The organism is Geodermatophilus sp. URMC 61, assembly GCF_052931555.1.
Genome location: NZ_JBRFHZ010000002.1, coordinates 4,520,837 through 4,545,156, shown reverse-complemented (window position 1 = coordinate 4,545,156; position 24,320 = coordinate 4,520,837). Strand labels below are relative to the sequence as shown.

Here is a 24,320-nt window from a genome sequence, read left to right as displayed (position 1 = left end):
CCGGCGGTGCCCGAGCAGGTCACGGGTGCAGCGCGGCGTCACGGTGCGGTCGAGCCGCGACGCAGCGGACCTGCGAGCCCGGCGGCCGTCGGAGGAGGCCGCCGACTCAGGCGGCGGCGGGGTCCTCCTCGGCCGCCAGCGCTCGATACGCGGCTTCGGCGACCTCCCGCTCGGCGGCCTTCTTAGTCCGCCCACCTCCTCGGCCGTAGACGGTTCCGGCCAGCGACAACGCCTCGGTGAACGTCTTGGCGTGGTCGGGACCGTCGTCCTCGACGGTGTAGCGGGGGCCCCAGGTGCCGGGCGGCGGGGCGCCCGGACCCTGACCGGCCGCACGCGTCCCGCCTACTCGATCCGCGGCCACGCGCGCCGGAAGTCCAGGGCGGTGCGGAGCTGCGGGCGCGGGACACCGGTGTTCGTCTCGACCACGGTCAGCAGCTCGTGGTCGGACAGCTCCGGGTCCGCCACCCGCGCCCCTTCCACGGCGCGGACGATCTCCCGGACGTCGGGTCCGCCGATGACGGCGGCCCTCCGCCCAGTCGGCCCGTCCCGGAACTCGATCCCTGGGAACAGCGGCTCCAGGCCGTCGGGCGGCAGCCAGGCCGGCACCGGGAGCTCCGGGGCGGAGTTGGACGCCCACGGCGTACCGCAGGTGCCCCACATGGCCAGCGCCCAGCGGCGGGCCTCCTCGGTACTCTCGATGGCCACCTCGACGATCTGCCGCTGCCGGACGACCGACTCCTCCGCGATCCGCAGCGACGTCCGCGCCTCGTCACGTTGCCGCTCGAGCTCGGACACGGCCGCGAACGTGCGGCTGCGCAGCGGCTCGGGGACGTCGCCGGCCAGCTGGTAGAGGGCACCGATGAGGAACGCGCCAGGGTCCGCGACCGGCTGCGAGACGGCAGAGGTGCCGCTGACAGCGGCGGCGCCGGCCGGGGGCACCGCGTCCCCCTGCGCCGCGAGGAACGCCTCCATTGCGGCCAGCCGGCGCTCGTGCGCGGCGGCCTGCTCGGCCTCGACGAGGGCATTCCGCAGGCAGTCGGCGCAGCGGTGCACGTAGTCGCCATCGGCTCCTTCGAGGCGGTACAGCGGCCGGTCGCGGCCGCAGGCGTCGCACACATCCGGCGGCTGTGAGGGCTCGGGGAGGCGCGGCATGGGCGGATCGTGCCGGGTGGGTGTGACGGGCGCATCCGACTTCTCGAGGCCGCCTGGACCGACTTCCGGATGGCAGACAGCCCGTGCTCGAGGTGCCAGCGCAGGACCACCTGAACCCGGGGTTTGCCGTGCTACTCGGCCAGCGCCTCGATGACCGGGTGGCCGATCGGGCGGACGACGCTGTCGGGGCCGGCCGGGTGGTTGGACAGCGCCCCGCCGCCCTCCTGATGTTGATCGGTCAGTCCATCAGAGGCGCAGGATCTCGTGTCCTCCCGCCCCGTGCGCGGCAGGCAGGCGGCGCACGAGAGGGTGGAGTCCGTGTGCCAGAGCCGGCGGACGGTGAACTGCGGCGGCCGGTGGCAGTGGCAGCAGACCCGGATCGGTTCCGGACATGCGACGCCGGCGGTGTCGGCCAGCAGCAGCCCGTACTCCCGCATCTTGGCCGCCAGAGTGAGGCGGTCGTCGCTGTCGGCGAACCTGTGCAGCTGGATGCCCAGCCGGCGCTCGTCCGCCGTGAACGCCTCGAGGTCCTCCAGCAGCCGCTGGTGCCGGTCGTGGTCCGCGAGGCTGCCCTCTCTGGCCTGGCGGACGACAGCGGTCGCCCTCATCGCGCCGGAGACGTCCCGACGGCAGTAGGGGTGCGCGACCCCGGCCGTGGCCAGCGAGGCCAGGACCGTGGCCACCGACGGCCCGTCGGTCCAGGTGACGCTGACCTCACCGGCGGAGGGTCGCACCCGGAACCGCGTGGCCGGGTAGCCGGAGGCCAGGCGAGCGTTGGCCAGGTCGGCCTCGACGACGGTGGGGACCGGGCGGCCGTCGAGCGTGCGGAACACGACCTCCGGCCGCACGGCCAGCAGGAAGCGCTTGCCGTCCCGGCGGGTCAGCGCGAGTCGGATGTTGTCCCGCCCGCGCTTACTGCCGCGGACCTCGCACCAGTCCATGCCGGAGCGCGCCAACGGGCGGGTGTAGACGCACTGGCCGGCGACGAGCCGCTCCGCGGTGACCAGTTCACCGACGGCCGCGGATCTCTGGGACGTGGTTGTGGTGGTCATGCCCGAACTGGTCCGCGCCGCCCGGTGCAGGTCAATCAGGCGCTACCTCCGGCAGGGGCTCCGCCGGGCGATCCGGTCAACCGGCCGGCAACTGCAGCGGCTCGATGCCGAACGAACCGTGCGACCCGGCCGGCCTGCCGACACCGAGCACCTCCCTGGGGACGTGCGGACCGTAGCCGCCGAGGTGCTGGAGCAGGAGCTGGAGCAGCCCAGGGCCGTCGTTGGGGGCCGCGAGCAGCGGCAGCCCCGCGCCGACGTCGGCGCCGGCTGCGCCGAACAGGGCGACCATGCGGGCCGCGATCGCGGCCGTGCCGATGTCGACCGGCTGCGGACCCGCCCCGCTGCGCCACTCCGGCGGCACGATGTCGTCGACGTGGGCCTTGAGCTCCTCGGCGTAGCCGATGCCGCGGAGGTCCCGGACGCCCCGGTAGATGTTGTTCAGCACCCAGGTCGAGTGGCCGAGCCAGCGCGCGACCTGCGCCTCGTCGAGGCCACTCGCCAGCAGATACGTGGCTCGTGTGTGCCGCAACCCGTATGGCACCAGGGCCGCGAAGTCGTCCTGCCCTGCGAGTGCGATGCCCTTCGCCGCACGCCAGACACTGCTGATCTTGTCGGCGTTGATCGGCTTGCCGTCCGCGCCGACGAACAGCCGGTCGTCGCCGGAGAGCCCCAACATCTCGATGTGCCGGTGCAGAAGCGCGACCAGCCGCGGCGGCAGGGGCACCGGTCGGGTGACGCCGAGCGGCTGCCACTTCAGCGCCCCGTCCTCGTCGCGGGCGCCGTCAGGAGTGAACCGCCGACCGGGCGCGGCAAGCCGACCCCCGAGGATCAAGCTGCCCCAGCCCTGTTCGGGCAGGTAGAGCCACGAGACGCGCACGGCCCGGGCCTCCGCCGGGCGCAGCCCGGCGAGCCCGAGCAGGGCGAAGTACGCCACCAGCCGCAGGGCCAGGTCGTTGCCCTGCTCCCCCAGCGCCCGCACCGTGGCGAGCAGCCGCAGCAGCAGCTCGAGCGGCAGCACCCGGCGAAGGTCCAGCGGAGTGACCGCGACTGTGGTGCTGGGGCGGTCGTCCCGGTCCATCCCGTGCACCGGGTTGGCGGCCAGCCGCCGGTTCTTCACGCCCCACTCGAACAGCTCGTTGAGCAGGACGAAGCGGCCGGTGAGGGTGATCTGCTCGACGTCGTCGCCGTCCACCGAGAGCGACAGCGCCTCCAGTGCCCGCTCCACCGCGGCGACGTCGACCTCCCACCAGCGCAGGCCGTAGCGCTCGAAGAATGCCTCCCACTGGCGGTTTCGGGCCTCAACGGTCTGCTGTCGCTCGGCCCGCTCCGCGTCCGCCCGACGCCACTGATAGCGCTGCTGCGCGGTCGGCGTGACAACCGCGGCCCGCCGGGTGGTCCGCCCCGCCGCCTCCTGCTCGGCCCGCCGGTGTCGGACCTCCGCCGGGGTGAACCGATCCCGCAGGTACGCCCGGGCGGCCTTCCGCTGCTCCGCGGTCAACTCCGGCGCGTCGGCGCGCAGCAGGGCCATCGCGTTGTCGACGGCGCCGTCCAGCCGGTCCTTCGTGGTGGATCCGGAGACGGTGCCGCGCCGGCTGGGCTTGTCCCACCGGGCCTGAGTGCGCGTCCCGATGTCGACCAACAGCGGGCGCGTGGGGTCGTATCCGGCAGGGTCCGTGTTGCGGCCGGTGCGGCGACCTCCGGGCCGCTCAACGCCCGGGGGGAGACCGGTGGTCTGGTCGAAGGGCATCTCGGCGGCGCGGGCCTCGAGCATCCGGGCGCGGAAGATGTCCAGGATGTCCTTGTCCGCGTGGGTGATCGTCTTGCCGCGCTTGGACCCGTCGGGGTTCAACAGCGTCCACTGGAGGCGCCACCCCTTACCGACCTCCCGCACCTCGCCGATGGAGATGCGGACCGTCCTGGCGGTCACGAAGCCGCCCCGGCCCGGGCGTCGTCGTCCGGCCTGGTGTGGCGGCCACAGCCGTGGAGGAGACGGTGGCCGCTACGGCCGAACGTGTGCACCGGGGAGGTCCTCTTGCGGATGGGAACGCTGTCGGCAGCCAGCCTCCGTCGACACGGCGGGTTCGCGCGTCGCCCGCAGACCCGATTTCCCGTTCCCCCAAACGCCCTACAGCCCCGCCGGTCGTGACGGCCACCGGCCACGCCCCATCCCCGTCGACCGAGGTGCACGCGCCCCCCGGCCTCGCACGTGAGAAGCCCGACCCCGGCCGTGCTCAGGCCGCCCGCGGGACGGGCGGGGTGGCGAGGACCGCGAGCACTTCGGCCGGGTCGACCAGGACCGGTCCGTCCGCCAGCTGGTACGTGGTGACGGCGCTGGCCAGCGAGTGCTGCGCCGCGCCGGACGCGCCGAGGGCGGCGACCACCTCCTCCAGCGGGCGCAGCCGAGTCACCACCTCCCACGCATCGGGCACCGGCGGCGTCGGGGCGGTCGGCGCCGGCCGCGGCGGCACGGCGGCCGGCGCCGGGGAGGACGGCTTGCTCCGCCGGGGAGCGCGCTTCGTCGGCGCGGCGGAGGGCGCCGGCGGTAGCGGCGGCGGGGCCTTCGGGTCGTCCTGGGTCACGGGTCGACCGGTCCGCGACTGCGGAGGCTCGGCACTCGCCGGACCCCCCGTGTCCGTAGGGCGTCCGTACGGAGGACCTTTCGTGGCGCCGATCAGGCCGCTGACCTGGCCATCCACCGCCCACGACGGAGGGTTTCAAGACCGCCGCCATCGGCCACTAGGCGAGCCCTCCTGGCGGGTCGAGGCTATCCCCTCGGTGCCCGCACTCGAGCGCGGTCCACGCCAGGCCGCGGGTCAGTCACCCTGGTCCGCCGGCTCGTCCCGGGCGGCGTCCTGCTCGCGGCGGAAGCGGAGCGACTCGACCAGCACGTAGCCGAACAGGACGCTCCAGGCGAAGTAGAGGAACGTCTCCCCCCACGCGCCGTCGACGAGCTGTCCCACCAGCTGCACCAGGCTGTAGGCGAGCGCACCGGCGGCCAATACCTGCACGCCCCGATTGCCGAACCAGGGCGGGCGGAACGGAGCGGGAGCCACGGCGCAACGCTAGCCCGGCAGGTGAGGGCTGCCCCGACGCCCGGCCGGGCCGCCACCCGAACTGGTGTTGATCATGGGGTCGTCGTCGGCCGCCACGCCGGGCCACGGCGTGTCCTCCGGCAACAACCCCATGATCATCGGCGACGAGCGAGAGGCGACAGGCTCGTCGTCGCCGGGGAGAACGAGCTGAGCGACTACTCGGCGAGCTCCCCCACGCGGACGACGCACGCCCCACCGAGCGGCTCCACCGCAAAGCCGCGCACCGCGAGCACCTCGGCCAGCGCCCGGTTCATCACCTGCTGCACCAGCGCGTCGGCGGCGGCGCCGTGCACCTGGTCCAGGCTCATCCGGTCGTGCTGCCGCCAGCTGACGACGACGCCGTCCAGCGCCGCCTCCGGGGTCAGGCACACGCCACCGAGCTCCCCGTCGCCCCCCGAGGAGTCGTAGAGGAACAACCCCGCCTCGGCCAGCACTGCGACCACTTCGACGACGAGGCCGGGCAGCGGGTGCTCGTCGTCCATGTCGGCGTCCCAGCCCGCGGGCAGCCGGTCGACCTGCTCGCCCAGGAACGACCACCAGGCCCGGTCCTGCGGGGAGGAACGGCGGCGCAGCAGGCCGTCGGCCCGGCGGACGCCGTACACGGGGTGGGCGCCGGCCGGGGCGTCCTCGAGGTCGTCGAGGGCCCACACGGCCTCGTCGCGGTCCCCGAACGGACCGTCGAGCACGAACCCGGGGCCGTCCTCCTCGTCGACGACCAGCCACCAGCCCTGGCGGACGACGCCGCCCAGGACCACCTCGCTGAACCGGGTGCCCACGATGCTCACCAGGTCACCAACCTCCCCCGACAACGGGCCGCCACCGGGGAAGGGCGACGGTCCCCGTGCGCCGTCGACGGTGCGGACGGCGGTGCGGAAACCATAGGTCTCCCAGCACGTTTCCCCGGGACGCGCGCGACGAGGCCCGACGCCTGCGACGCCGAATCGTTGCCAATCGCCCCAGCGACCACGGTGACCCGCCTCGGCACGCACCCACATGTCGACCGTTCCGGCGTCCGGCGAGCGGAGCGGCGCCTCCGGGACGGTCGGTCACCCTCGGACGCGGCGCGCGCCCCGGCGTGTCAGACCGCGACGGCGGTGACGAACGTGCAGATGCCCTCGCCGTGCTGCGCGCGCCGTCGCAGTCCGACGAGCGCGAGCAGGGCCATCTCCACGCGGTAGGCCGCGCGGGTCAGGCCGGTGTAGAAGGTGTCGCCACCGCGCGTGACCCGGATGTCGCCGAAGCCGGCGAGCCGGATGTGCTCGGTGAGCATCCAGTCTGGGAGGATCGTGATGTGCCCGGGCTCGTGGTAGTGCCGGGGGCCGAAGATGAACGGCGCGCCGCGGAGGAACATCTTCAGCCGCGAGTGCGGGTGGGTGATGTTCGGCGTGCTGACCAGCAGCTTGTCGCCGGGCCGCAGCAGTGAGCGGATCGAGCGCAGCACCTGCCGCGGGTTCTCCACGTGCTCGAGCGTCTCGACGCACACCACCATGTCGAACGGGCCGCGGGTCTCCGCGGTCCACTGCGGGTCGTCCAGGTCGAGCCGGTGGATCCAGTCGTGCGGTGGGTCCAGGTCGGTGGGGACGACGTCGAAGCCGGCCTCGCGCAGCCGCACCGCGAGCGCCCCGCAACCGGCGCCGACCTCGAGCACCCGCCCGCCGCCCGGCAGCGCCGCCCGCACCAGCTCCACGGCGTACTCGTGCACTCCCGGCGCGGCGTGGACGCTGTGCCCCTGGTAGGACCCGTGGGCCGCCGTCCGCCGCCCGCTGCGGTGCCCGTTCGCCGACGTCTCCCCCTCGGTCGCCACCATCGGGCCAGCCTGGCACACGGGTCGTCGTCCGTGCAGGACGGCCCGTCAGCCGCGGAGGTCCTTGCGCATCTGCTGGCTGACGACCCGGTACCCGGAGGACGTGTACAGCCCGATGGCCCGGGCGTTGTCCCCGAACACGTTGAGCTCGACAGCCGGGACGCCGTGCTCGCGGACGACGTCCTCCCCCGCCGCCAGCAGGGCCCGCCCGAGCCCGCCGCCGCGGTGGGCCTCGACGACCTCGATGTCGTGGACGAAGGCGCAGTCCGGGACCCCGCGGGGGTGGGTGAGCCCGAGCCACAGCCGGCCGACCGGCGTCCCGTCGTCCCGGAGGGCGGTGAACAGCAGCATCCCCGGCGTCGCCGTCCCCCGGGGCAGCAGCTCGGCGCTGCCCTGCAGGGCCCGCTCGAGGGCCTGCTCGGGCGGCCAGCCACCCGTCGCGACCAGCTCGTCGGCGAAGGCCCGCGCCGTGGCCTGCCGGAACTCCGCGAACTCCGCCTCGGTCATCGGCCGCAGCGTCACCGTGCTCACCGCGCGATCGTGGCACCGTCCGCGGGCTCGACGGGGCGGCCGACGACGCCCCGACGTCCTCGTCCTCCCCCGGTGATCATGGGGTCGTTGCTGCCGGACACGCCGCACACGGCGGGTCGTCGAGCAACAGCCCCATGTTCGACTTGAAGGGGCGCGGGAGGGGCGGCGGCGGGCAGGGGCGGCGCGGGCGGAATCCCGACGCCGCCGGTCGGTCAGTCCGCGGGTGCCGGCACGGCCTCCTCGCGCTCGACCGGGCGGCCGACGACGCCGTGCAGGTGGCAGGCGGCGAGCTGCCCCGGAGCGCCGACCGGCTGCAGCGCCGGGTCGACGTCCGGACACGGCTCGAAGGCGTACGGGCAGCGGGTGCGGAACCGGCAGCCGCTGGGGACGGCGGACGGCGAGGGGACGTCGCCGCGCAGCACGATCCGCTGCCGGGTCCGCTCCAGCGACGGGTGCGGGACGGGCACCGCCGAGAGCAGCGCCTGGGTGTAGGGCATCTTCGGGTCCGAGCCGACCGCCGCCGCGGGGCCCACCTCGACGACCCGTCCCAGGTACATCACCGCGATCCGGTCGGAGACGTGCCGGACGGCGGACAGGTCGTGCGAGATGAACAGCAGCGTGAGCCCGAGCCGCCGCTGCAGCCGGCGCAGCAGGTTGAGCACCTGGGCCTGGACGCTGACGTCCAGCGAGGCGATCGCCTCGTCGCAGACCAGGAAGTCCGGTTCGCCGGCCAGTGCGCGGGCGATGCCGACCCGCTGCCGCTGGCCGCCGGAGAACTCGTGCGGGTAGCGGTCGGCCACCGCCGGGTCCAGGCCCACCAGCTCCAGCAGCTCGGCGACCCGCTCCGCGCGCTCGCGCCGTCCGGCCCGCAGACCGTGCACCTCCAGCGGCTCGGACACCGTCTGCCGCACGGTCCGCCGCGGGTCGAGCGAGGCGAAGGGGTCCTGGAAGACCATCCCCGCCCGCCGGCGCAGCGCCCGCATCGCGCGGCGGTCGAGGCCGGTGACGTCGGTGCCGTCGAAGGTGACCGTCCCGCCGGTCGGCTCGACCAGCCGCAGCAGCGCGTTGCCCAGCGTCGACTTCCCGCAGCCGGACTCCCCGACCAGTCCGAGGGTCTCCCCGCGCCGGATGTCGAGGTCCACGCCGTCGACCGCGCGCAGCACGCCGGTCGTCCGCCGCAGCGCGCCGCCGGAACGGATGGGGAAGTGCACCTCCAGCCCGCGCGCCGAGACGAGGACGTCGGACGCCGGGACCTCGGAGGCCGGGACGCCCACGGCGTGTGCGGTGGGCCCCTGCGGCAGGTCGGTCATCGAGGGCTCCCCTCACGACACCACGTCGCGGCCCGGTGCGGCAGGCCGTCCGTCGACGCGCCGACCACTGCCAGCGGCGGCTGCTCGGTCGCGCAGCGCGGGTCGGAGCGCACCGGGCAGCGCGGCCAGAACACGCAGCCCGGCGGCAGGTCGGTCGGCGCGGGCGGCACACCGGGCACGGTCGCGAGCTCACCGTCGTCCGTCGAGGCGAGGTCGGGCAGCGCGCCGAGCAGGCCGCGCGTGTACGGGTGCGCGGGCCGCTCCAGGACGTCGTCCACCGTGCCGTCCTCCACGCAGCGCCCGCCGTACATGACCAGCACCCGGTCGGCGATCCCGGCGACGACGCCGAGGTCGTGGGTGATCCAGATGACCCCGGTGCCGTGCTCGTTCTGCAGTTCGGCGACCAGGTCGAGGATCTGGGCCTGCACGGTGACGTCGAGCGCCGTGGTGGCCTCGTCGGCGATCAGCAGCGAGGGGTTGTTGGAGAGCGCGATCGCGATGACCACCCGCTGGCGCATGCCGCCGGAGAGCTCGTGCGGGTAGCGGTCCAGCGCGCGCCGCGGGTCGGGCAGGCCCACCTCGGCCAGCAGCCCGGCCGCCCGCTCCCGCGCCTCGGCCTTGGACACCTCGCCGTGGGCGCGGATCCCCTCGACCAGTTGCCGGCCGATGGTCAGGACCGGGTTCAGCGAGGTCATCGGGTCCTGGAAGACCATCCCGACGCCGGGGCCGCGCACCTCGCGCAGCCGCTCGGGGGACATGGTGAGCAGGTCCTCGCCATCCAGCCGCGCCGAGCCGGTGACCGTCGCCGTCCGCGCGGGGAGCAGCCCGAGCAGGGCGAGCACCGACACGCTCTTCCCGCTGCCGGACTCCCCCACCACCGCGACGGTCTCGCCGCGGCCGACGGTGTAGCTCAGCCCGTTGACGACCTCGGCCGGGCCGCGCGGCGTGCGCAGCCGCACCCGGAGGTCCGCCACCTCCAGCAGGGCGGCGCCGTCCCCCTGTCCGCTCACCGACTGCACTGGTTCGCTCCCGCGGGGCGCTCCGCTCCTCGCTCGTTCCTCGCTGCGATGCTCACGCCCCTGTCCGCTCACCGACCGCTCCCGGCCATCAGCGTGCGCTGGCGTGGGTCGAGGACGTCGCGCAGCCCGTCGCCGAGCAGGTTGAAGCAGAGCACGGTCAGGAAGATCGCCATCCCGGGGAAGAAGGCCAGCCACCAGGCCAGGTCGATGAAGCCGCGCCCCTCGGCCAGCATGAGCCCCCACGACGGGTTCGGCGGCTGGGTGCCCAGCCCGAGGAACGACAGCGCCGCCTCGGCCAGGACGGCGAAGGCCAGGCTGATCGAGGTCTGCACGATGATCGGCGGCGCCGCGTTGGGCAGCACGTGCCGGGTGAGCAGCCGGAGGTCCGACGCCCCCACCGACCGCGAGGCCCGCACGTACACCTCCTCCCGGACGCCGAGCACGCTGGCGCGGGTCACCCGGGCGAAGACGGGGATGTAGACGATGCCGATGGCCAGGGCGGTGTTGCCGGCTCCCGGGCCGCGGACGGCGAGCACCGCGATGGCCAGCAGCACCGCCGGGAAGGCGAACAGGACGTCCATGAACCGCATCAGGACGTCGTCGACCCAGCGGCCGTAGTAGCCGGCCAGCAGGCCGATGAGGGACCCGACGACCAGCGCGAAGGCGACCGCGAGGAACCCCACGCGCAGCGAGACGGCGGCTCCCAGGACCACCCGGCTGAGGATGTCCCGGCCGAGGTCGTCGGTGCCGAACGGGTGCGCCGGGCTGGGCGGCTGCAGACGGTCCTCGACCGCGATCTCGTTGGGGCCGGTGGGCGCGATGGCCTCGTCGAAGACCGCCATGAGGACGATGAGCAGCAGCACCGTCGCCGCGATCGCCGCGGTGGGGTTGCGGGCGAGCAGGGCGAGCGTCTGCTGCCAGCGCGGGCGCGGGGGCCGCGCTGTCGAGGGGACGCCGGCCTCGGTGGCCGTCGGAGAGGCTGCCGGCTCGGGCAGCGGCGCGCCGGTCATCGCAGCAGACCTCGGCTGGGTGTCATCAGCAGGCCTCGGCTGGATGTCATCAGCAGGCCTCGGCTGGATGTCACCAGCGGGACTCGGCTGGGTGTCACCAGCAGGACTCGGCTGGGTGTCATCGGCGGATCCGCGGGTCGATGGCGGTGTAGAGCAGGTCGACCACCAGGTTGATCAGCAGGAACACCACGGCGAACAGCAGGATCGCCCCCTGGAGGACCGGGTAGTCCCGGGACTGGACGGCCTGCAGGGCGAGCTGTCCGAGGCCCGGCCAGGCGAAGACGATCTCCACCACCACCACTCCCGACAGCAGGTAGGCCAGCTGCACGCCGGTGACGGTGACCAGGGGCAGCAGCGCGTTGCGCAGCACGTGCCAGGTGAAGACCTGCCGGCCGGGGAGCCCCTTGGCCTGCGCCGTCCGGACGTGGTCGGCGCCCAGGGCCTCCAGGACGCTCGACCGCACGAACCGGGTGATCACCGAGCCGGACACCACCCCGGTGACCACCGCCGGCATCAGCAACCGCTGCGCCCAGCCGGCCGGGTCCTGCGTGAGCGGGACGTACCCGCCCGAGGGCAGCCAGCCCAGCGTCCCGGCGAAGACCAGGATGAGCACGATCGCCATCCAGAACTCCGGCACGGAGATGCCGATCTGGCTGAGCACCGTGGCGACCCGGTCGACGACCGACCGCGGCCGCAGTGCCGACAGGGTGCCCAGCGGGACGGCGATGAGCAGCGCCACGAGGATCGAGGCGAACGCCAGGGTGAGCGTCGCGGGGAGCCGCTCGGCGATGAGCGAGGTGACCGTCTCCCCGGTCCGGAAGCTCACCCCGAGGTCACCGGCGAGGGCCCGGCCCGACCAGCCGAAGAACTGCTCGAACAGCGGCTGGTCCAGGCCGGCCCGCGCCCGAAGCGCGTCATAGGTCTCCTGGTCGAACCGCGTGCCGAGGGCCAGCCGGATCGGGTCGCCCGGCACCAGGTGGACCAGGCCGAACACGATGACGCTCACCCCCACCAGGACGACGAGCGACTGGCCGACCCGGCGGAGGAGGTAGCCGGTCAGGGCAGCTCCACGGACTCGAAGTTGATCGCCTTGTCCGCCCGGATCCGGTAGCCCGACAGGCCGGGCGCCCACGCCTGCACCACGTCGGGGTTGTAGAGGTACAGGTAGGAGACGTCGTCGACGATGATCTGCGCGGCCTGGTCGTAGATCTGCTTGCGGGCCGCCTCGTCGGTCTCCGTCGCCCCGGCCTGCAGCAGCTGGTCCACCTGCGGGTTGCTGTAGCCCTGGTAGTTGTTCGGCCCGTCGGTCTGGTGCTGCTCCTGGTAGTAGGCCGCCGGGTCGAGGTTGCCCAGCCAGCCGAGGTAGAAGGCGTCGAAGTCGCCCTGGCCCTGCCGGTCGAGCCAGGTGGCGAAGTCGAGCGTCTCGATCTGCACGTCGATCCCGATCGGCTCGAGCTGGCTGGCGATCACCTGCGCGGCGGTGACCGTCTCGGGGAACTCGTCGGTGACCATCAGCCCCATGGTCAGCGGCGTCTGGACCCCGGCCTGCTGGAGCAGCTGACGGGCCTGGTCGGGGTCGGGCCGGAACGGCGCGTAGTCGTAGTAGAAGAAGCTGTCCTCGGGGATCGCCGTCTGGTTCGGCTGGGCCGCCCCGAACCACGCCGCCTCGGCCACCGCCTCGCGGTCGATGGCGAAGGAGATCGCGCGCCGCACGTCGCGGTTGTCGAAGGGCGCCCGCGCGTAGTTCATGGACAGGTACCAGTAGTCGACGCTGGGCGTCGTTTGGAGCTCGACGGTGTCGTCACCCTGCAGCGACTCGATCTGCTGCGGCGGGACGTTGTCGGTCCACTGCACCTCGCCGTTCTGCAGCGCGGTCAGCGCCGCCGCGGGCTCGGTGATGTAGCGGAACTCGACCCCGCCGACGCTCGGCGCCCCGCCCCAGTAGTCCTCGTACGCGGTCAGCACGGTGCTGCTGGCGTCGGAGCTCTCCAGCCGGAAGGGGCCGGTGCCGTTGGCCTCGGTGGTGAGGTCGAGGTCCTCCGCGGCGTTCTCCGGCAGGATGGCCATCCCCTTGAAGGAGCCGATCCGCTCCAGGAGGTTCGGCGTCGGCTGGCTGAGCCGGATCACCACGGTCCGCGGGTCGGGTGCCTCGACCGCGGTGACGTTCTGGAACCGGAACGAGTTGCTCAGCTGCTCGTCGATGATGCGCCGGTAGGAGTAGACGACGTCGGCCGAGTCGAAGGTGCTGCCGTCGTGGAACGTCACGCCGTCCCGCAGCGTGAAGGTCCAGGTCAGCTGGTCCTCGCTGGTCTCCCAGCTCTCGGCCAGGCTCGGCTCCATCGTGAGGTCCTCGGCGTTCGGGACCACGAGGGTGTCGTAGACGTTCTCCAGCACCTGGAAGCTCGGGTAGGCCGTGGTGACGTGCGGGTCGAACTGGTCGGGCTGGGCGGACACCGCCGCGACCAGGGTGGTGCCCCCGCCGCCACCTCCGCCACCGCCGACGTCGACGCTCTCGCCACCGCCGCCGCCACAGGCGCTGAGCACCACGGCGCCGGCGGCGATCAGGGGCAGGAGTCGGTTGCTGCGCACGGGGACCTCCGGCGGCTGGACTGTCGCGGTCTGTGCCCGACCCTGGCCCGGGCCGTCCTGGCTCGCAGTCCGGGACGGTGATCGTTGCCGAGCCGTGACCGAAGCGGAACGACACCGCACGCTCGACGATGGCGGCGCGCTCAGTCCTCGCCGAGGGTGGCCCGGCGCAGCGCGTCGAGGTCTACCTTGGGCACCCGGTCCATGCCCAGCAGCCCGTTGACCTCCTGGTACGTGTCGGTCAGCTGCGTCCAGCAGGCGCCGGCGAGCGCGGTGCTGCCGTGCACCGCGGCCCACTGGGCGCGGTAGCGGGCCAGCAGGTCCTCCGGCGAGGTGGCGTCGGCGTAGCCCCAGCCGTCGTCCTCCGGGGAGCGCAGCGCCACGCCGCCGAACTCGGAGAGGACGACGGCCCGGCCGGCGACCCCCGCGCGGTCGAGGTCGGCCAGGTACCCGTCGGGACGGCGTCCGGTGGCCACGCGCTCGAGGTCCTCGGCCGTGGCGTAGCGCTCGCCGAGCACCGCGGGGTCCTGCTCGTAGTCGTGGACGCCCAGGAGGTCGCCGCCGAGGGTCTCCCAGCCGTCGTTGGCCGAGACCGGGCGGGTGCCGTCGAGCGCGTCCGCCGTCGCTGCCAGCGCCCGGATCAGCCCGCGCTGCCGCTCGTCGACGGCTGCCTCCTGCACGCCCCACGACTCGTTGAGCGGCACCCAGGCCACCACGCTCGGGTACCCGCGGTGGGCGACCACCACGTCGGCCCACTCCCGCAGCAGCCGGGCACCGGCCGTGGGGCCGGGCCGGTACGCCGAGGGCATCTCCGCCCACACCATCAGGCCCATCCGGTCGGCGAGGGCGAGGTACCGCGGGTCCTCGGTCTTCTGGTGCTTGCGGGCGCCGGTGAAGCCCAGCGCCCGGGTGAGCTCGAGGTCGCGGCGCAGCGCCGCGACCTCGGGCGGGGTGGCGCCGGTGTCGGGCCAGTAGCCCTGGTCGAGCACCAGCCGCAGCGGCACGGGCCGGCCGTCGACCAGGAGGCGCCCGTCGCCGACCTCGACCGAGCGCAGCGCGGTGTAGCTCTCGACCTCGTCGAGCACCTCGCCGTCGTCGGCGACCAGCGCCAGCTCGGCGTCCAGCAGCACCGGGTCGGGGCCGGGCCGCCACAGGAGCCGGCTGCGGTCGTCGATGCCGCCGTCCCCCACCTGGACGGTGCGCTCGACGACGGTGCCGTCCACCCGCACCGCGTCGTCCACCAGCAGCCGGTCGCCGGCGCGCAGCCGCAGGTGCAGCCGGGCACCGGACACGGGGACGGCGAGCTGCACGCGGACGTCGACCCGCATCCGGCGCGGGTCCCCGCGCCACTGGACGTCGGCGATGTGCCGCGGCGCGACCTGCTCCAGCCAGACCGTGCGCCAGATGCCGGTCGTGCGCGGGTACCAGATCTCGTGCGGCTCGTCGCGCCAGTCCTGCTTGCCGCGCGGCGCCTCGAGGTCCAGCGGGTCGTCGTCGGCGCGGACCACCAGCTCGGCGCCGTCGTCGGCCAGGTGGTCGGTGACGTCGACGCTGAACGGGGTGTAGCCGCCCTCGTGCGAGGCGACGTGCGCGCCGTCGACCCAGACGTCGCAGACGCGGTCGACGGCGCCGAAGTGGAGGACGGTGCGCCGGTCGCCGGCGCGGCCGGGCAGCCGGCGGCGGTACCAGGCGCGGTTGAGCCGGCCGGTCCACTGCACGCCGCTGGCCGGGGTCTCCGGGGCGTAGGGCACCCGGATGGGGCGGTCGAAGGCGACCCCGCCCACGGTGCCGGCGAGGTCGGGGTCGGCGGCGAACTCCCACTCGCCGTCGAGCGAGGTCCAGGGACGGCGCAGCAGCGGCCGGGGGTGTTCGGTCGGGTCCGTGTGCTCCACGGACCCACCTCACCCGAGGAGGGCCCCGCCCTTCCAGTCGATCACCGGCCGGGTGTCACAGCGGGCGGACGGTCCCCAGCAGGTGGTCGGCGCCGGTCTGCGCGTTGCGGACGGCGAGGTCCCAGCCGCCGCCGTCCACCGGAGCGGTCGCGAGGGTGACCGTCGAGGGCAGGAACAGCGGCTTCTTGAACACCACGTCGGCCGTCATCGCGTGGGGCAGCCGTCCCGTCAGCGCCGCCAGCGCGCGGGCCTCGACCCACATGCCGTGCGCGATCGCCCGCTTGAAGCCGAACGCCTTCGCGGTCAGCCCGGAGAGGTGGATGGGGTTCACGTCGCCGGAGACCCGGGCGTAGCGGCGTCCGGCGTCGTCCGGGACCCGCCAGGTGGCGACGGGACGCTCCAGGTCACCGACGGCCAGGTCCAGGTCGGACGCCGGCGCGCCCTCCGGGGCCTGCGCGCCGCGGGACAGGTAGGTCGACCGCGACCGCCACACCTCGGCGCCGCCGGCCGAGACCGACGCGCACAGGTCGACCGTCGCCCCGCTGCGGTGCCGGGCGAACCGCTCGGCCCAGACCTCGAGGTCCAGCGCCTCCTCGGCCCGGACCGGCCGCAGCACGTCGATCCGGTTGCGCACGTGCACCAGGCCGGGCAGCGCGAGCGGGAACGCCCGGTCGCCCATCAGCGCCAGCTGCAGCGGGAAGGTCAGCACGTGCGGGTACGTGGCGGGGAGCGTGTCGGCCAGCGGGAGGCCGCAGACCCGGTCGTAGGCGGCCAGGTCGGCGGCCTCGACGCGGACGCCGGTGCGGGCCAGCCGGGTGTCGGGCAGGTCGCCACCGCGGCCGCGCGCGGTGACCACGGCCCGGGCGAACAGCGCCGGCATCGACGGTGCCGCCTGCAGCACGGTGCGGGCCATCACGCCCCCAGGAACGACTGGCCGCACACGCGCACGACCTGGCCGTTCACCCCGGCGGCGCTGGGCTGGGACAGCCAGGCGATCGTCTCGGCGACGTCGACGGGCAGGCCGCCCTGCTGCAGCGAGTTGATCCGCGAGCCGATCTCGCGGGTGCCGAACGGCATCCGCGCCGTCATCTCGGTGACGATGAACCCGGGCGCGACCGCGTTGATCGTCGCGCCGCGCTCGGCGAACGCCGGCGCCCACGCCCGCACCATGCCGATGACGCCGGCCTTGGACGCCGCGTAGTTCGTCTGGCCGCGGTTGCCGGCGATGCCGGACTGCGAGCTCACGCAGACCACCCGGGCGCCGGACCCCAGCAGGCCCTCGGCATCGAGCAGCGCCTGGGTGGTGTCCAGCTGCGCCTGCAGGTTCACCGCCATCACGGAGTCCCAGCGGGTGGCGTCCATGTTCACCAGCAGCTTGTCGCGGGTGATCCCCGCGTTGTGGACGACGACGTCCACCCTGCCGTGCCGCTCCCGCAGGTGGGCGATCAGCCGCTGCGGGGCGTCGGGCGCGGTGATGTCGAGCTGGAACGCCGTCCCGCCGATCTCGTTGGCCACCTCGGCCAGCGACTGCCCGGCGGCGGGGACGTCGACGGCGACCACGTGCGCGCCGTCCCGGGCCAGGACCCGGGCGATCGCGGCGCCGATGCCGCGGGCGGCTCCGGTCACGACGGCGACCTTCCCGGCCAGCGGACGCTCCTCGTCCTCGCCCGCCGGGACGTCGGCAGCCGTCAGGGTGACCACCTGGCCGTCGACGTAGGCCGACCGGCCGGAGAGGAGGAAGCGGACCGGTCCCGGCACCGAGGCCTCGGCCCCGGCCGGCACGACGAGCAGGTTCGCCGTCGCGCCGTTGCGCAGCTCCTTGGCGACCGAGCGGACCAGCCCCTCCAGCGCCTGCCGGGCGGCGGCCTGCGCCGGGGAGTCGGCGTCCGACGGCGGCTCGGCCAGGACCAGCACCCGGCCGGAGGGGCCGAGCCGCTCGACCGCCGGGGCGAGGAGGCCGTGCACCGCGGCGAGGTCGCCCGGGGAGGTCACGCCGGTGGCGTCGAGCAGCACGGCGCCCAGCCGTTGGCCGTCCGCGTCGACCGAGGGGAGCACGGGGACGCCGGCGCCCTCGAGCACGCGGGTCAGGGTCTCGAGCAGCCGGCCCTCGCCGGCGGAGCCGACCACGGCCGGGCCGGTCAGCAGCGGTGCGCCCGGCTCGTAGCGGCGCAGCACGGCCGGGCGGGGCAGGCCGAGCTGCCCGACCAGGGTCGAGCCGACGCCGGAGTTGGCGAAGTCGCGGTACCAGTCACTCACGGGGTGCGTCTCCTTCAGGACTCGAGGATCGCGACGACGCCCTGGCCGCCGGCCGCGCAGATGGAGATGAGGCCGCGCTTGCCGGGACCCGCCTCGTGCAGCTGCTTGGCCAGCGAGGCGACGATCCGGCCCCCGGTCGCGGCGAACGGGTGCCCGGCCGCCAGCGACGAGCCGTTCACGTTGAGCCTGGACCGGTCGACGGCGCCCAGCGGGGCGTCCAGGCCCAGCCGCTCCTTGCAGAACGCCGGGTCCTCCCAGGCCTTCAGGGTGGCGAGCACCGTCGAGGCGAACGCCTCGTGGATCTCGTAGTAGTCGAAGTCCTGCAGCGTCAGGCCGTTGCGGGCCAGCAGCACCGGGGCGGCGTAGGCCGGGGCCATCAGCAGGCCCTCGCCACCGTGCACGTAGTCGACGGCGGCGGTCTGGGCGTCGACGAGGTGGGCGAGCACGGGGAGCCCCCGCGCCGCGGCCCACTCGTCGGAGGCCAGCAGGACGGCGGAGGCGCCGTCGGACAGCGGCGTCGAGTTGCCCGCGGTCATCGTGGCGTCGGGGTCGCCCTTGCCGAACACCGGCGGGAGCCCGCTCAGCTTCTCGAGGGACGTGTCCGGGCGCAGGTTCTCGTCGCGGGCCAGGCCCAGGTAGGGGGTGACCAGGTCGTCGAAGAAGCCGCGCTCGTAGGCGGCGGCGAGGTTGTGGTGCGAGCGGACGGTCAGCTCGTCCTGCTCCTCCCGGCCGATCTGCCACTCCTTGGTCGTGACCGCCTGGTGCTCGCCCATCGCCAGCCCGGTGCGCGGCTCGGCGTTGCGCGGCGCCTCGGGCACGAACATCCCGGGTCGCACACCGGCGAGGGCCTTCAGCCGCTGCTGCACCGTCCTGGCGCTGCTCAGCGCGATCAGCACGCGGCGCATCTCGTCGTGGATGGCCAGCGGGGCGTCGGAGGTGGTGTCGACGCCGCCCGCGATGCCGGACTCGACCTGACCCAGCGCGATCTTGTTGGCGACGAGGATCGCGGCCTCGAGCCCGGTGCCGCAGGCCTGCTGCACGTCGTAGGCGGGGGTGGCCGCCGACAGCCGCGAGCCGAGGACCGCCTCGCGGGTCAGGTTGAAGTCGCGCGAGTGCTTGAGGACGGCGCCGGCGACGACCTCGCCGACCCGCTGACCCTGCAGCCCGAAGCGGGCGACCAGCCCGTCCAGCGTCGCGGTGAGCATGTCCTGGTTGGACGCCTGCGCGTACGCGGAGTTCGAGCGGGCGAAGGGGATGCGGTTGCCGCCGACGATCGCGGCCTTCCGGGTCTGCGGAGCCATCGGGACCCTCCGGATCACTGGATGGGGGCCGGGGTGGCGTGCCACCCCGGCCAGTGTCTGAAACCCACGGTATCAGGTACTGTCGGTGTCGTGAAAGCCGAGAGGCCGAGGCGTGACCGCCGCGACTCGCGCTGGGACGAGCACCGTCGCGCCCGTCGCGAGCAGCTGGTCGACGCCACCATCGCCGCGGTCGGCCGGCACGGCGCGGGGGTGGGCATGGAGGAGATCGCCACCGCCGCCGGCACCAGCAAGACGGTCGTCTACCGGCACTTCGCCGACCGCACCGAACTGCACGTCGCCGTCTGCGCCCGGGTGGCCACGTCCCTCACCGCTCGCCTGCGCGAGGCGATGGAGCGCAGCGGCGAGCCGCGGCAGATGGTGGCCGCCGCCGTCGAGACCTACCTGGCGTTCCTCGAGGCCGATCCCGAGCTGTACCGGTTCGTCGTCCAGGCGCCGGACCGCCCGGCCGACAGCGACCCGATCGCCAACCTCTCCCACCTCGTCGGCGACCAGGCGGCCGCGCTGGTCGCCGTGGCCCTGGAGCAGGGCGGCCGCGACCCCGCGGCCGCCCTCCCGTGGGGCCACGGCCTGGTCGGCCTCGTCCGCTCGGCCGCCGACTGGTGGCTGCAGGCCGATCGTCCGATGCCCCGGGTGGAACTCGCCGCCCACCTGACCGATCTCGCCTGGGCCGGACTCTCCGGCGTCGTGTTCCGCAAGGAGGAAGAACAGTGACCACGCTCCTGCCGCACGCGGTGGACCCCAGAGCGCTCACCGAGGTGCTCGACGGCCGCTGGGGCCACGTGCGCCGCGACGCCCGCGAGAACCTGCACGACCCGGACCTGCTGCCCACGTACGGGGAGAACGTGCAGGAGGCCCGCGAGCGGGTCACCCGGACGGCGGAGAAGATCGCCCGGTCCGGCCGGGTCACCCTCGGCTTCCCGAAGGAGTACGGCGGCGAGGGCGACGCCGGCGGCTCGGTCACCTCGATCGAGATGCTGGCGTTCACCGACCTGTCGCTGATGGTCAAGGCCGGCGTCCAGTGGGGGCTGTTCGGTGGCGCCGTGCAGGCGCTGGGCACCGAGCGACACCACGAGGCCTACCTGCGCGACATCATGAGCTTCGACCTGCCCGGCTGCTTCGCCATGACCGAGACCGGGCACGGCTCCGACGTCCAGCAGCTGCGGACGACGTGCACCTACGACCCCGGGACGCAGACCTTCGACCTGCACACGCCGCACGAGGCCGCCCGGAAGGACTACATCGGCAACGCGGCGAAGGACGGCCGGATGGCGGTGGTGTTCGCCCAGCTGGTGACGAGGGGCCGGCGGCACGGCGTGCACGCCTGGCTGGTGCCGATCCGCGACGAGCAGGGCAACCCGGTGCCGGGCGTCACCATCGGGGACGACGGCCCCAAGGCCGGGCTGCTCGGCGTCGACAACGGCCGGCTGACCTTCGACCACGTGACCGTGCCGCGCGACATGCTGCTCGACCGGTTCGGCTCGGTCGCGCCCGACGGCACGTACACCAGCTCGATCGAGAACGAGACCCGCCGCTTCTTCACCATGCTGGGCACCCTGGTGCGCGGCCGGGTGAGCGTCGGCGGCTCCGCGTCGTCGGCGACCAAGCTCGCCCTCGACATCGCCGTCCGCTACGGCGAGACCCGCCGGCAGTTCTCCGCGCCGGGCGCCGACCGCGAGATCCTGCTCAACGACTACCTCGTGCACCAGCGCAAGCTGCTGCCCGCCCTGGCCGCCACCTACGCGTACTCCTTCGCGCAGGAGGAGCTGGTCGGCACCATGCACGACGTCCAGGGCGGGGACGGCGTGGACGAGGCCGCGCAGCGCGAGCTGGAGTCGCGGGCCGCCGGGCTCAAGGCCGCCCAGACCTGGCACGCCACGCGCACCATCCAGATGTGCCGCGAGGCCTGCGGGGGTGCCGGCTACCTGCAGGAGAACCGGCTGCCGCACCTGAAGGCCGACACCGACGTCTTCACCACCTTCGAGGGCGACAACACCGTCCTGCTGCAGCTGGTCGCCAAGGGCCTGCTCACCGGCTACCGCGACGCCTTCGGCTCGCTCGACGGCTGGGGCAAGGTCGGGTTCATCGCCGACATGGTCCGCGAGACCGTGCTCGAGCGGACGGCGGCCCGCGGCCTGATCGCCCGGCTCGTCGACGCCGTCCCCGGCCGGGAGGACGAGGTGCCGCTGCTCGACCGCGGCTGGCAGCTCAAGATGCTCGAGGACCGCGAGAAGCACCTGCTCGACGGCGCGATCCGGCGGCTGCGGCGCGGCGCGGAGGCTGCGTCCTCCCCCGCCCGCCCGGTCCGGCCCTTCGACGTCTTCAACGACGTCCAGGACCACGTGCTGCGGACGGCGCAGGCGCACATCGACCGCATCGTGCTGGAGGCCTTCGTCGCCGGCATCGAGCGGACGACCGACGTCGACGCGCGGGCCCTGCTCGAGCGCGTCTGCGACCTGTACGCGCTCACGACCATCGAGGCCGACCGGGCCTGGTTCCTCGAGCACGGCCGGCTCACGCCGAACCGCTCCAAGGCGCTCACCGCCACGGTGAACACGCTGCTGAAGGACGTGCGCCCGCACATGGTCACGCTGGTCGACGCCTTCGCCATCCCGGAGGACTGGAAGGGCGCGGCGATCCTGCGCGAGGAGGCCGACCGCCAGGAGGCCATGTGCACTCATGACGGGGCGACCCGGGACGCCGCGCTGCGCCGCGGGACGGCGACCTCGGTGGAGGTCCCGCCCGGCCAGTGAGAGGACCCCGGGCCCTCGGGTCGGGGGAGGAACGGCGGGGTCAGCGCGACCGCGTCAGCGGGCGGGTGGGCTCGGGAAGCCGCCGACCAGCTGCTCGAAGGCGTGCGCGACCCGGAGTGGGGTGGTGTCCTCGAACCGGCGGCCGACCAGCATCATCCCGACCGGCAGCCCCTGCGAGAGCCCGGCCGGCACGCTGGTGGCCGGGTGGCCGCTGACGTCGAACGGCGCGCAGTTGACGATCATCTCCAGCGCGCGGGCCACCCGGGTCTCCAGCGGGTCGTCCGGGGCCGGGATCTCCGGGGCCACCATCGGCACGGTGGGCATGACCAGCAGGTCGACGTCGGCCAGCGCGGCGTCGTACTGCCGGCGCACCTCGGTCGCCAGGTTCTGCGCCATCGCGTAGTGCCGGGTCTGCTCCCGCTCGTACGACCAGCGGCCGGCCAGCGCCACCGCCGTCACCGTCGGCGACCACCGGTCGACCACCTCGCGGCGCTGGCGGCCGTAGTGGGCGACCAGCTCGGGGTCGTAGCGACCCTCGTAGTTCCAGCCGTAGCCGTTGCCCTCGATCATCTGCACCGTGGCGCCGTCGGTGGCGATGACGTTCCAGACGTGCAGCGCGTGCCGGTGCCAGGGCAGGTCGAGGTCCACCACCTCGATGCCCAGCTCCCGCAGCCGCTCCGCGGCCGCCCGGACGGTGTCGTCGACGCCGGCCTCGGAGAGCTCCGCCCAGCCGAAGCCCTGGGCGACGACCCCCACCCGCAGCCCCGCGACGTCCCCGCCCAGCGCGGCGGCGTACTGCTCGGGCGCCAGGTCGGCGGGCTGGCGCGGGTCGTTGCCGTCCCGGCCGGCGAGGACGTCGAGCATGAGTGCGGCGTCGGCGACCGTGCGGGTCATCGGGCCGAGGTGGTCGAGGGTCAGCTCGATGGGGAACGCGCCGGTGTAGGGCACCAGCCCGTGCGTGGGCTTGTGGCCGACGATGCCGGAGAAGGCCGCGGGCATGCGGATCGAGCCACCCTGGTCCCCGCCGACCGCGAGGTCGACCTCCCCGGACGCACCAGCGCGGCGCTGCCGCTGGAGCTCCCACCGGTCGTCCGCGACGGGTCCCACGGGTTGCGCACGGGGCCGGTGACGGAGGTGTGGCTGCCGCCGGAGAAGCAGAGGTCCTCGCAGACGGACTTGCCGGTGATCGTCGCGCCGGCCTCGAGCAGCCGGGTGACGACGGTGGCGTCCTCCCGCGGGACGAACCCCTCGACGGTGTGCGAGCCGTTCATCATCGGGACGCCGGCGACCTCGACGTTGTCCTTGACCGCCACCGTCCGGCCGGCCAGCGGCCCGTCCGCGGCACCGCGGATCTCGGTGGTCACGTACCAGGCGCCGAGCGGGTTGTCGGCCTCGTCGGGGCGGGGGCTCGGCCGGTCGCCGGGCGCCTGCGGGGCGATCCCGGCGTAGAGCTCCTCGACCGCGTCGTAGGAGCTGAGGAAGGCCGCGACGATGGGGGTGTAGGCGGCCACCTCCTCGGGGCTGGGCTTCATGCCGTAGCTGGCCGCGAGCGCGGCCACCTCGGTCTCGTCCGGCGGGCGTACGGGCACGGCGACCTCCAGGTGAGCGGCTGGTGGAGCCGCAAGCTAGCGGCGTCCTCGCCCTCCTGTCACCGGCGGTGAGGACCTCCTCACCGTCTTGATCATGGGGTCGGCCGCGCCGACACGGCTCGACACGCCGCACCGGCCGGCAGGGGCCCATGATCACGGCGGGAGAAGGGGGCGCGGGAGGATGCGGCCGTGGAGATCCTGGCCGCGGCCACCGAGACGCTGCGGGTGCCGGCGGCGGTCGACCTCGCCGCGATCGTGGTCGGTGCGCTGACCGGCGGGCTGCTCGCCGCCCGCGAGGGGTTCGCCGTCTCGGGCGTGCTGCTGCTGGCCGTCAGCGGCGGGCTCGGCGGCGGGCTGGTGCGCGACGTGCTGCTCGGCGACCTGCCGCCGGTCGCCCTCACCAACCCCGCCTACCTGCCCACGGTGGCCATCACCGCGACGGTGACGTTCTACTTCTCCGGCTGGCTGTCCCGGCTGACCGGCCTGCTGGTGGTCCTCGACGCCGTCACCCTGGGCTTCTTCACCGTCATCGGCGCGCAGAAGGCGCAGCTGGCCGCCCTGCCCAGTGCCAGCGTGGTCTTCGTCGGCACGGTCACCGCGGTCGGCGGTGCGGTGATCCGCGACGTGCTGCTGGCCCAGCGCGCCGACATCGTGCAGCCCGGCCCGTACAACGCGGTCGCCGCGCTGCTCGGGGCCATCGCGCTCACCGTGCTCGCCGGCCCGGTCGGTCTCGACCCGATCCCGGTGGCCGCGCTGGTCATCGTGCTGGTCGCCGCCCTGCGGGTGCTCTCGGTGTGGCGCGGCTGGGAGGCCCCGGTCGCCGTCGACCTGCCCGGTCGGGCGCGCCACCGGCTGCTCCGCGTGCGCGCCGGGCGTCCGGCCCGCTGGCGCCGCCGCGACCGATGAAGGACCCCGTCCTCCTCACCGCTCGCAGGCTCGCGGCGAGCCTCCGGAC

General features: G+C 74.3%; 21 protein-coding genes and 1 pseudogene. 3 read left to right on the top strand and 19 right to left on the bottom strand.

Annotated features, from left to right (window positions below; genetic code table 11):
- Positions 1–106 precede the first annotated feature (106 nt).
- From ACU610_RS21265 to ACU610_RS21180, 18 genes are all read right to left on the bottom strand, one after another.
- The gene (locus tag ACU610_RS21265; RefSeq protein WP_446769682.1) at positions 107–361 is read right to left on the bottom strand and encodes a putative dsRNA-binding protein; all 255 of its coding nucleotides are present in this window, start codon (positions 359–361) and stop codon (positions 107–109) included.
- A complete protein-coding gene (locus ACU610_RS21260) occupies positions 343–1,152 on the bottom strand; it encodes a hypothetical protein (RefSeq protein ID WP_446769681.1) in 810 nt (269 codons plus the stop codon). Before ACU610_RS21260 ends, ACU610_RS21265 begins: the two co-directional genes overlap by 19 nt.
- Positions 1,153–1,283: 131 nt before the next feature.
- The gene (locus ACU610_RS21255) at positions 1,284–2,204 is read right to left on the bottom strand and encodes a hypothetical protein (RefSeq protein ID WP_446769680.1); all 921 of its coding nucleotides are present in this window, start codon (positions 2,202–2,204) and stop codon (positions 1,284–1,286) included.
- Positions 2,205–2,280: 76 nt separating this feature from the next.
- On the bottom strand, positions 2,281–4,131 hold the full coding sequence (locus tag ACU610_RS21250) for a tyrosine-type recombinase/integrase (protein WP_446769679.1): 1,851 nt from the start codon (positions 4,129–4,131) through the stop codon (positions 2,281–2,283).
- A gap of 304 nt (positions 4,132–4,435) precedes the next feature.
- Positions 4,436–4,783 carry a hypothetical protein gene (locus ACU610_RS21245; RefSeq protein ID WP_446769678.1) on the bottom strand — a complete coding sequence of 116 codons (348 nt, stop codon included), beginning with the start codon at positions 4,781–4,783 and terminating at the stop codon, positions 4,436–4,438.
- Between the two features lie 234 nt (positions 4,784–5,017).
- On the bottom strand, positions 5,018–5,257 hold the full coding sequence (locus tag ACU610_RS21240; RefSeq protein ID WP_446769677.1) for a hypothetical protein: 240 nt from the start codon (positions 5,255–5,257) through the stop codon (positions 5,018–5,020).
- Between the two features lie 194 nt (positions 5,258–5,451).
- Positions 5,452–6,081, bottom strand: a complete 630-nt coding sequence (locus tag ACU610_RS21235) for a hypothetical protein (RefSeq protein ID WP_446769676.1) — start codon at positions 6,079–6,081, stop codon at positions 5,452–5,454.
- A 293-nt stretch (positions 6,082–6,374) separates the two neighbouring features.
- Positions 6,375–7,103, bottom strand: coding sequence for a class I SAM-dependent methyltransferase (locus ACU610_RS21230; protein ID WP_446769675.1), 729 nt, complete (start codon positions 7,101–7,103; stop codon positions 6,375–6,377).
- A gap of 45 nt (positions 7,104–7,148) precedes the next feature.
- Positions 7,149–7,631: an N-acetyltransferase family protein gene (locus ACU610_RS21225; protein WP_446769674.1), complete on the bottom strand. Its 483-nt coding sequence runs from the start codon at positions 7,629–7,631 to the stop codon at positions 7,149–7,151.
- Between the two features lie 212 nt (positions 7,632–7,843).
- Positions 7,844–8,941: an ABC transporter ATP-binding protein gene (locus tag ACU610_RS21220; RefSeq protein ID WP_446769673.1), complete on the bottom strand. Its 1,098-nt coding sequence runs from the start codon at positions 8,939–8,941 to the stop codon at positions 7,844–7,846.
- Positions 8,938–9,951 carry an ABC transporter ATP-binding protein gene (locus ACU610_RS21215; RefSeq protein WP_446769672.1) on the bottom strand — a complete coding sequence of 338 codons (1,014 nt, stop codon included), beginning with the start codon at positions 9,949–9,951 and terminating at the stop codon, positions 8,938–8,940. The genes ACU610_RS21220 and ACU610_RS21215 overlap by 4 nt, the downstream gene beginning before the upstream one ends.
- Positions 9,952–10,028: 77 nt before the next feature.
- The gene (locus ACU610_RS21210; protein ID WP_446769671.1) at positions 10,029–10,970 is read right to left on the bottom strand and encodes an ABC transporter permease; all 942 of its coding nucleotides are present in this window, start codon (positions 10,968–10,970) and stop codon (positions 10,029–10,031) included.
- Between the two features lie 118 nt (positions 10,971–11,088).
- Positions 11,089–12,030 (bottom strand): ABC transporter permease, encoded by a 942-nt coding sequence (locus ACU610_RS21205; protein ID WP_446770740.1) that lies wholly within the window; start codon positions 12,028–12,030, stop codon positions 11,089–11,091.
- On the bottom strand, positions 12,027–13,559 hold the full coding sequence (locus ACU610_RS21200; RefSeq protein ID WP_446769670.1) for an ABC transporter substrate-binding protein: 1,533 nt from the start codon (positions 13,557–13,559) through the stop codon (positions 12,027–12,029). Before ACU610_RS21200 ends, ACU610_RS21205 begins: the two co-directional genes overlap by 4 nt.
- A gap of 140 nt (positions 13,560–13,699) precedes the next feature.
- Positions 13,700–15,448: a glycoside hydrolase family 2 protein gene (locus ACU610_RS21195; protein ID WP_446769669.1), complete on the bottom strand. Its 1,749-nt coding sequence runs from the start codon at positions 15,446–15,448 to the stop codon at positions 13,700–13,702.
- 55 nt (positions 15,449–15,503) lie between these two features.
- Positions 15,504–16,361: a MaoC family dehydratase gene (locus tag ACU610_RS21190; protein WP_446769668.1), complete on the bottom strand. Its 858-nt coding sequence runs from the start codon at positions 16,359–16,361 to the stop codon at positions 15,504–15,506.
- Positions 16,361–17,704, bottom strand: coding sequence for a 3-oxoacyl-ACP reductase (locus tag ACU610_RS21185; RefSeq protein WP_446769667.1), 1,344 nt, complete (start codon positions 17,702–17,704; stop codon positions 16,361–16,363). Before ACU610_RS21185 ends, ACU610_RS21190 begins: the two co-directional genes overlap by 1 nt.
- A 14-nt stretch (positions 17,705–17,718) precedes the next feature.
- Entirely contained in the window at positions 17,719–19,005 is a 1,287-nt protein-coding gene (locus ACU610_RS21180; protein WP_446769666.1) for an acetyl-CoA C-acetyltransferase, read from the bottom strand.
- Positions 19,006–19,095: 90 nt separating this feature from the next.
- Between ACU610_RS21180 and ACU610_RS21175 the strand changes: the two genes are divergently transcribed.
- Together ACU610_RS21175 and ACU610_RS21170 are read left to right on the top strand one after the other, a co-directional pair.
- Positions 19,096–19,737: a TetR family transcriptional regulator gene (locus tag ACU610_RS21175; protein ID WP_446769665.1), complete on the top strand. Its 642-nt coding sequence runs from the start codon at positions 19,096–19,098 to the stop codon at positions 19,735–19,737.
- Positions 19,734–21,776, top strand: coding sequence for an acyl-CoA dehydrogenase family protein (locus tag ACU610_RS21170; RefSeq protein WP_446769664.1), 2,043 nt, complete (start codon positions 19,734–19,736; stop codon positions 21,774–21,776). Before ACU610_RS21175 ends, ACU610_RS21170 begins: the two co-directional genes overlap by 4 nt.
- A 54-nt stretch (positions 21,777–21,830) precedes the next feature.
- Here ACU610_RS21170 and ACU610_RS21165 read toward each other — a convergent pair.
- A pseudogene (locus ACU610_RS21165) lies at positions 21,831–23,308 on the bottom strand (amidase).
- A gap of 246 nt (positions 23,309–23,554) precedes the next feature.
- Here ACU610_RS21165 and ACU610_RS21160 point away from each other — a divergent pair.
- Complete coding sequence (locus tag ACU610_RS21160; protein ID WP_446769663.1) at positions 23,555–24,271, top strand: trimeric intracellular cation channel family protein; 717 nt, start codon at positions 23,555–23,557, stop codon at positions 24,269–24,271.
- The last annotated feature ends 49 nt before the right edge of the window (positions 24,272–24,320 follow it).